The 1967-nt window shown below is 34.5% G+C and carries 2 protein-coding genes; one reads left to right on the top strand and one right to left on the bottom strand.

Annotation, left to right across the window (positions count from 1 at the left end):
• The coding region (locus AC06OU_RS06875) for a coenzyme F420-0:L-glutamate ligase (RefSeq protein ID WP_475854874.1) at positions 1 to 618 on the bottom strand (618 nt) is incomplete at its 3' end.
• Positions 619 to 730: 112 nt separating this feature from the next.
• On the opposite strand from AC06OU_RS06875, the gene AC06OU_RS06870 reads away from it, so the two are divergent.
• A complete protein-coding gene (locus AC06OU_RS06870; RefSeq protein WP_475854872.1) occupies positions 731 to 1609 on the top strand; it encodes a LysR family transcriptional regulator in 879 nt (292 codons plus the stop codon).
• Positions 1610 to 1967: the final 358 nt, after the last annotated feature.

Raw genomic sequence — 1967 nt, 5'->3', positions numbered from 1 at the left:
CTTAGTTCTAAATCTTGAGTGAATATCACAAGCAAGTACGTTTTTTGTATAGTCTAGAATAGATTTTGGGTTGTTAGAGAAAATGACTTCACATTCCACTCCGTATTCTTCTATTAACGATTTATAGTATGCAATGTAGTCTACTCCAGTAAAAGGATGTAGCTTATAGCCAAAGTAGTCACGGAACTGTTTCTCTGTAAGGACATCTGTCCAAGGGTTTACGCCTTTATCATCTAACTCGTCAATTTCTACAAGATGATTGCCGACTTCATCAGACGGATAGCTTAGCATTAAAACTATTTTCTTTGCACCTTTTGCTATTCCACGTAGTACTACTGCAAATCGATTACGACTTAGGATTGGAAAAATAACACCTAGTGTGTCATCTCCAAATTTCGAATGTACGTCAGTGGCAATCTGGTCTATACTAGCGTAGTTTCCTTGAGCGCGGGCAACGATTGATTCAGTTACGGTCACAATGTCCTGATCGTTGATAGAAAAGCCTTCCACTTCTGATGCTTTTAATACGCTATTTACTACTATTTCTTCAATATTATCACCATTATTTATAATTGGGCCTCGAAGACCTCTTACAACTGTTCCCACTACTCTTTCCAAATTGAACGCTCCTTCAACTATTATAAATATATTATTACCACTTGTAATTCTACGTAATACAGTGATATAAGTAAAATTAATATATATTATAATAGATATAAGAGGTGCTTATATGTCAGGTAAATTGGATTTATATAAAATATTTTGCGTGGTAAGTAAAAATAATAGCTTTTCGAAGGCTGCAAAAGATCTCTTTATGAGTCAATCCGCAGTTAGTCAATCCATAATGCAGCTGGAGAAAGAACTAGATACCAGATTATTCTATAGAACAACAAAAGGAGTTACTTTAACAACAGAAGGCTCAGTACTTTTTGAATATGCTAGCTCTGCTTTAAAGCTCATTGATACTGGTGAAGAGAAAATTTTAGAATTTAAAAACCTTACTGCAGGGGAACTTAAAATTGGAGTGGGAGACACCATTTCAAGATTTTTCTTGCTCCCTTATTTAGAGGAGTTCCATAATAAATATCCTAGTATTAAATTTACCATTGTAAATGGTACGACCATGGAGCTATGCAATATATTAAAGAGTGGAGGCGTAGACATTGCTCTTTGTAATTTTCCTATAGATGATGATAGCTTGGGACAACGGCCATGTCTAGAGGTACAAGATATCTTTGTATATGGGGAAAAGTTTGATAAAGTCTTGTCAAAGCCAATTAGTTTGGACAAGCTTGTAAAATTTCCGTTAATATTCCTTGAACAAAAATCAGTCTCGAGAAGATATGTGGAAGAATATATGCTTTCAAAGGGTGTAAAAATATCACCTGAATTTGAATTAGGTTCTCATGATCTACTATTGGAGTTCGCAAAAATTAACTTAGGTATTGCTTGTGTTACTAAGCAATTTGCGGGAGATTATTTAAGAAAGGGGATGCTTAAAGAGGTGAAGTTAAAAGAGAGTATACCACCAAGAAATATAGGAGTGTGCTTTCTAAAAAGGGTTCCATTACCAACTGCCGCCACTAAATTTGTAGAATTAATCGAGTAAAGGGTTGATTATCCACAACTATTTCTAAGAAGTGCTACGCTTTGTCTATTTAAGTAGCGCTTCGATTTTCCATCAAAATTACAGTATGTAGAAATACGTAGTGTTATTTTAAATAATATTCTGAAATTTCATTGTAGACATGTGAGGTAACCTTACATTATAATAATGTATTATAAAAAAGGGGGAATTGAATGGTTAAATTTACAGCTGTGTTATTGATCATCCCAAAAGCCTTGCAAATGTTTTTAAACCTCTGCTTAGTCTTCTTGGCCTTTATACTGGCCTTTTTGTTAGTGAAGGAGCTGACGATTTTTATAAAGGTGTTGCTCACAGTAGGTCCGAGCGATTATAAAATGTT

Source organism: Psychrobacillus sp. (genome assembly GCF_056205495.1).
The sequence above is the reverse complement of the archived record's forward strand: the minus strand, read 5'-3'. Positions and strand labels throughout refer to the sequence as shown.